Source organism: Streptomyces sp. (genome assembly GCF_035644915.1).
Lineage (GTDB): Bacteria > Actinomycetota > Actinomycetes > Streptomycetales > Streptomycetaceae > Streptomyces.
The window spans coordinates 1-6,040 of record NZ_DASQNP010000050.1; the positions used below are offsets into that span (position 1 = coordinate 1).

A 6,040-nucleotide genomic window follows, 5' to 3' on the forward strand; every position below is an offset into this window, starting at 1 on the left:
CGCTCGTCGAGCATCTTGCCGGTGAACTTCGGCCACCAGAAGTGGAAGCCGGCGAACATCGCGAAGACCACCGTGCCGAAGACCACGTAGTGGAAGTGCGCCACCACGAAGTACGAGTCCGAGACGTGGAAGTCCAGCGGCGGGGAGGCCAGGATCACACCGGTCAGACCACCGAAGGTGAAGGTGATCAGGAAGCCGATCGACCAGAGCATCGGCGTCTCGAAGGACAGCGAACCCCGCCACATCGTGCCGATCCAGTTGAAGAACTTCACACCGGTGGGCACCGCGATCAGGAACGTCATGAAGGAGAAGAACGGCAGCAGCACACCGCCGGTGACGTACATGTGGTGCGCCCACACGGTGATCGACAGACCGGCGATCGCGATCGTCGCGCCGATCAGGCCGATGTAGCCGAAGAGCGGCTTGCGGCTGAAGACCGGGATGACCTCCGAGACGATGCCGAAGAACGGCAGCGCGATGATGTAGACCTCGGGGTGGCCGAAGAACCAGAACAGGTGCTGCCACAGCAGCGCGCCACCGTTGGACGGGTCGAAGATGTGCGAGCCGAACTTGCGGTCGGACTCCAGCGCGAACAGCGCGGCGGCCAGCACCGGGAAGGCGAGCAGGACCAGCACACCGGTCAGCAGCACGTTCCAGGTGAAGATCGGCATGCGGAACATCGTCATGCCCGGCGCGCGCATGCAGATGATCGTGGTGATGAAGTTGACCGAGCCGAGGATCGTGCCGAAGCCGGAGAGGGCCAGGCCCATGATCCACATGTCGGCGCCGACGCCCGGGCTGCGGACCGCGTCGCTCAGCGGCGCGTACGCGAACCAGCCGAAGTCGGCGGCGCCGTCGGGGGTGAGGAAACCGCCCACCGCGATCAGCGAGCCGAAGAGGTACAGCCAGTACGCGAACATGTTCAGCCGCGGGAACGCCACGTCGGGCGCGCCGATCTGCAGCGGCATGATCCAGTTCGCGAAGCCGGCGAACAGCGGGGTGGCGAACATCAGCAGCATGATCGTGCCATGCATGGTGAACGCCTGGTTGAACTGCCCGTTCGACATGACCTGCAGGCCTGGTCTGGCCAGCTCGGCGCGCATGACCAGGGCCAGGACGCCGCCGATGCAGAAGAAGGCGAACGAGGTGACCAGATAGAGCGTGCCGATCGTCTTGTGGTCCGTGGTGGTCAGCCACTGGATCACACGATTGCCGCGCTCTTTCCGGCGCAGGGGCGCGGGGGTTGCCGCCGGCACGTCCGTCGCGGCGGCGGCACCCTGGGATTCGTTGAGGATGCTCACGGGTTACTGGCCTTCGCGTTCTTGGCGGGCTCCGCCCGCCGGGATGTAGCCGGTCTGGCCCTTCTCCGCCAGTTCCTCCAGGTGCTTCTGGTAGCGCTCCGGGGAGACGACCTTGACGTTGAACAGCATCCGGGCGTGGTCGACGCCGCACAGCTCGGCGCACTTGCCCATGAAGGTGCCCTCCTTGGTGGGGGTCACCTCGAACTGGTTGGTGTGGCCCGGGATGACGTCCTGCTTGAACAGGAACGGCACCACCCAGAAGGAGTGGATGACATCCCTGGAGGTCAGGATGAACCGGACCTTCTCCCCCTTCGGCAGCCACAGCGTGGGGCCCGGGTTGCCGTTCTGCGGGTTCCGGTCGCCCGGGGTGCCGACCACGTGGACGCCCTCGGCGCCTTCGGGGACGGCCTTCAGCATGCTGTTGGGGATGCCGGCCAGTTCCTCGGCGTCCACGTTGGACGTGGCGGGGTCGCCGTCCACGTCCTCCAGGTAGTTGAAGCCCCAGCTCCACTGGTAGCCCACCACGTTGATGACGTGCTTGGGCTTGTCGGAGAGCTCCAGGAGCTTCGACTCGTCACGAGCCGTGAAGTAGAACAGCACCGAGATGATGATGAGCGGGACCACCGTGTACAGCGCCTCGATGGGCATGTTGTACCGGGTCTGCGGAGGTACCTCGACCTTGGTCCTGGTGCGGCGGTAGACGATGATGCACCACAGGATCAGGCCCCACACCAGGACGCCCACGGCGAGCGCGGCCGCCCACGAGCCCTGCCACAGGGAGAGGATCCGCGGCGCCTCCTCCGTGACCGGGGTGGGCATACCGAGGCGGGGGAAGTCCTTGTATGTGCAACCGGTCGCGGTCGCCAGGACCAGGCCCGCGGCAAGCGCCTGCGGCAGCTTCCGCCGCATCGGGCGCCGCGACGAGCGGTCGGAGCCGTTGGGACTCACGTAGCGCCTTCCCGAGAGTCTCGCCCGCTCGGCCGGGGCTCGGCCGTTGAGGTCGGGCGCCGGCCCTGGCGCGGGCAGGGGTTTGGATGTTTATGCGGACCAAACCCTACTGGACTCCATTTGGGGCCGCGCGGGGAGGGTGCCCAACGCGCCGCGCGGCCCTCCGATGGGGTGGAATCGTCCGTTCCCCGCCTCCCGTCCGGCCGCCGCGGACCGGCGGGGCACGGCGTCGGCGTGCGCGCTAGCGTGCAGGTGTGCCCTACTTCGACGCCGCCTCCTCCCTCCCCCTGCACCCCGTCGCCCGGCAGGCGCTGCTCGCCGCCCTGGACGAGGGGTGGGCCGATCCCTCCCGGCTGCACCGGGAGGGCCGGCGGGCCCGGCTCCTGCTGGACGCCGCGCGCGAGGCCGCGGCCGAGGCGGTGGGGTGCCGGCCGGACGAGCTGTCCTTCGCCTCCTCCGGCACGCGGGCGCTGCACACCGGGATCGCGGGCGCGCTCGCCGGACGGCGGCGGACCGGCCGCCACCTGGTGGTCTCCGCGGTGGAGCACTCCGCCGTGCTCCACGCGGCGCGGGCCCACGAGGCGGACGGCGGCACGGTGGAGGAGGTCCCCGTGGACCGCACGGGACGGGTGGCCGCGGACGGCTTCGGCGCGGCGCTGCGCGGGGACACCGCGCTGGCCTGCCTGCAGTCGGCCAACCACGAGGTGGGCACCGAGCAGCCGGTGGCGGAGGTGGCGGAGGTCTGCGCGGCGGCCGGGGTGCCGCTGCTGGTGGACGCCGCCCAGTCGCTGCCCTGGGGGCCGGTGGCCGGTGACTGGTCGCTGCTGGCCGCCAGCGCGCACAAGTGGGGCGGGCCGGGCGGGGTCGGGCTGCTGGCGGTGCGCAAGGGGGTGCGGTTCGCCCCGCCGCCCCCGGTGGACGAGCGGGAGTCCGGGCGCTCCCCCGGCTTCGCCGACCTGCCCGCGATCGTCGCGGCGGCGGCCTCGCTGCGGGCCGTGCGCGCCGAGGCGGCCGCCGAGGCGGTACGGCTGCGCGCCCTGGTGGAGCGCATCCGCGCCCGGGTGCCCGAGCTGGTCCCGGACGTGGAGGTGGTGGGCGATCCGGTGCGGCGGCTGCCGCACGTGGTGACCTTCTCCTGCCTGTACGTGGACGGCGAGGCCCTGCTCCACGCCCTGGACCGGGCGGGCTTCTCCGTCTCCTCGGGGTCCTCCTGCACCTCCAGCACGCTGGTCCCCAGCCATGTGCTGCGCGCGATGGGGGTGCTCTCGGAGGGCAACATCCGCGTCTCGCTGCCGCCGGGCACGGCCAGGGAGGACGTCGACGCCTTCCTGACGGTGCTCCCGGAGGCCGTGCGGCAGGTGCGCGCCCACCTGGACGCGCCCGCCGCCGCACAACCGCGGGAGCCGGAGGAGACGGCACCGGAGGAGAGGCGGGAACCGGAGGAGACGGAGGACGCCGGGGTGCCCTCCCTCACCGTCGACTCCCTGGGCAAGCGGTGCCCGGTCCCGGTCATCGAACTGGCCAGGGTGATCGACCGGGTGCCGGTCGGCGGCACGGTGGTGCTGCTCGCCGACGACGAGGCGGCCCGCCTGGACGTCCCGGCCTGGTGCGAGATGCGCGGCCACGAGTACCTGGGGGCCGAGGGCCACACCTACCGCGTGCGGCGCCGCGCCTGACCTCCTGTACCCGGGCGCCCGGCCCCGGAGAGGGGGTTCAGGTCAGGACAGGCAGGACCGGATCTCGGCCGCCGCGTCGTGGCCGTACGCCTTGGTGAAGCGCTCCAGGAAGTGGCTGCGCCGCAGTTCGTACTCCTGGGTGCCCAGCGTCTCGATCACCAGCGTGGCGAGCATGCAGCCGAGCTGGGCCGACCGCTCCAGCCCCAGCTTCCAGGCCAGGCCCGAGAGGAAGCCGGCACGGAAGGCGTCGCCGACGCCCGTCGGGTCGACCTTGGCCTCCTCCGGCGGGCAGCCGACGGTGAGGGGCTCCTCGCCCGCCCGCTCGATGCGCACGCCCCGCGCGCCCAGCGTGGTGACGCGGGTGCCGACCCGCCGGAGGATCTCGTCCGCGTCCCAGCCGGTCTTGGACTCCACGAGGGACGCCTCGTACTCGTTGGTGAACAGGTAGGCCGCGCCCTCGGTGAGGTTGCGGATCTCCTCGCCCCCCATCCGGGCGAGCTGCTGGGAGTAGTCGGCGGCGAAGGGGATGCCGCGGGCGCGGCACTCCTCGGTGTGGCGCAGCATCGCCTCGGGGTCGTCGGCGCCGATGTGCACCAGGTCCAGGCCGCCGACCCGGTCGGCGACGGCCTTCAGTTCGATCTGCCGGGCCTCGCTCATCGCGCCGGTGTAGAAGGAGCCGATCTGGTTGTGGTCGGCGTCGGTGGTGCACACGAAGCGCGCGGTGTGGAGCACCTCGGAGATGTGCACCGAGGCGGTGTCCACACCGTGCCGCTCCAGCCAGGCGCGGTACTCCCCGAAGTCGGCGCCCGCCGCGCCCACCAGGATGGGACGCACACCGAGCTGGCCCATGCCGTAGCAGATGTTCGCGCCGACCCCGCCGCGCCGGACGTTGAGGGTGTCGACCAGGAAGGACAGCGAGACCGTGTGGAGCTGGTCGCCGACGAGCTGGTCGGCGAAGCGGCCGGGGAAGGTCATCAGGTGGTCGGTGGCGATGGAGCCGGTGACAGCGATACGCACGGAAGGCTGCTCCTGAAGAGGTCGGACGGCGGGCAGCACCACGCTATCGCCCGCATCCCCCGTCCGCCGCACGGAGTCCGCCACATTCCGGGGCGGCACCGGGGCGTGGCGAAGCGCGCGCACCTGTGGCACCGCCGCCGCCGTGCCCGGGGGAACCGCGCGCGGCCCGCTCCCGTCCCATCGACGTCCTCCCCCGTGCGCGGGGCGTACGGCGGGGGGCGTGAGCACCGGGTACACGGATCGAAGGAGCGATGCGGTGAGTGCCGACCACACCCCGGAACCCGCCCGGCCGCAGCGGCGCGGGCTGACGACCGTCTCGGTGGCCCTCGCCGTCCTGCTGGCCGGGGGAGGCGGCGCGTACTGGGCCTCGACCGCCTCCGGCGACGGGACGCGGGAGGCCGCCCGCGACGGCGCCCGCGGGAAGCCGTCGCCGCTGGTCCTGGACGGCTACGGACAGCGCCCGGCGGGCGCGGCGGAGCGCGGGGTCGCGCCCGGCGAGCCGGCCCCCGGCGGGGGCCCGGTGTACGAGGCGGTGGAGCCGCTGCCCGAGGGGCCCGGGGCGGCTCCGGCCTACCGGCCCGCGGCCGGCGTCGACGAGGAGCGGGTGGCCGAGCTGGCGGAGGCGCTGGGCGTCCCGGGCGAGGTCCGCGAGAAGGACGGCACCTGGACGGCCGGCGACGCCGGGAGGCGCAAGGGCAGGACGCTCACGGTGAACGCCGCCACGGGCGTCTGGTCGTTCACCGGGGCGGTGCCCCTGAGGGCCGGGAACGTCTCCGAGAAGGAGGCCAGGGAGGCGGCCGCCCCCGTTGTCGAGGCCCTCGGCCTCGAGGGCGCCGAGGTGGACGCCGGCCGTACGCGGGACGGGCTGCGGATCGTGAGCATCGACCCGCGGCAGGACGGACTGCCCGTCCACGGCTGGACCACCGAGATCGGGGTCGGCCACGGCGGGACGCCGGGCAGCGGCCGGGGACGGCTGGCCGAGCTGGTCGAGGTCGCCGGGGGGACGGAGTACCCGGTGATGAGCGCCAAGGACGCCCTCGCCGCGCTCAACGAGCGCAGCGGCCGGGTGGGGCCGGGCGTCCCGTGCGCCGCGCCCCC

The 6,040-nt window shown here is 72.7% G+C and carries 4 protein-coding genes and 1 pseudogene; 2 read left to right on the top strand and 3 right to left on the bottom strand.

Annotated features, from left to right (window positions below; genetic code table 11):
- Window positions 1-1,301: cytochrome c oxidase subunit I (locus VE546_RS05220; protein ID WP_324919022.1), on the bottom strand; the 1,301-nt coding region annotated here is incomplete at its 3' end.
- A 3-nt stretch (window positions 1,302-1,304) separates the two neighbouring features.
- A complete protein-coding gene (gene coxB / locus VE546_RS05225) occupies window positions 1,305-2,249 on the bottom strand; it encodes a cytochrome c oxidase subunit II (protein WP_324919024.1) in 945 nt (314 codons plus the stop codon).
- Window positions 2,250-2,503: 254 nt separating this feature from the next.
- Between coxB and VE546_RS05230 the strand changes: the two genes are divergently transcribed.
- Window positions 2,504-3,925 carry a cysteine desulfurase/sulfurtransferase TusA family protein gene (locus tag VE546_RS05230; RefSeq protein WP_324919026.1) on the top strand — a complete coding sequence of 474 codons (1,422 nt, stop codon included), beginning with the start codon at window positions 2,504-2,506 and terminating at the stop codon, window positions 3,923-3,925.
- 42 nt (window positions 3,926-3,967) lie between these two features.
- Here the strand turns inward: VE546_RS05230 and VE546_RS05235 are convergent, their stop codons facing one another.
- Window positions 3,968-4,942, bottom strand: a complete 975-nt coding sequence (locus VE546_RS05235; protein WP_324919028.1) for a carbohydrate kinase family protein — start codon at window positions 4,940-4,942, stop codon at window positions 3,968-3,970.
- A gap of 256 nt (window positions 4,943-5,198) precedes the next feature.
- Between VE546_RS05235 and VE546_RS05240 the strand changes: the two are divergent.
- Window positions 5,199-6,040, top strand: a pseudogene (locus tag VE546_RS05240) (hypothetical protein); the annotation flags it as partial.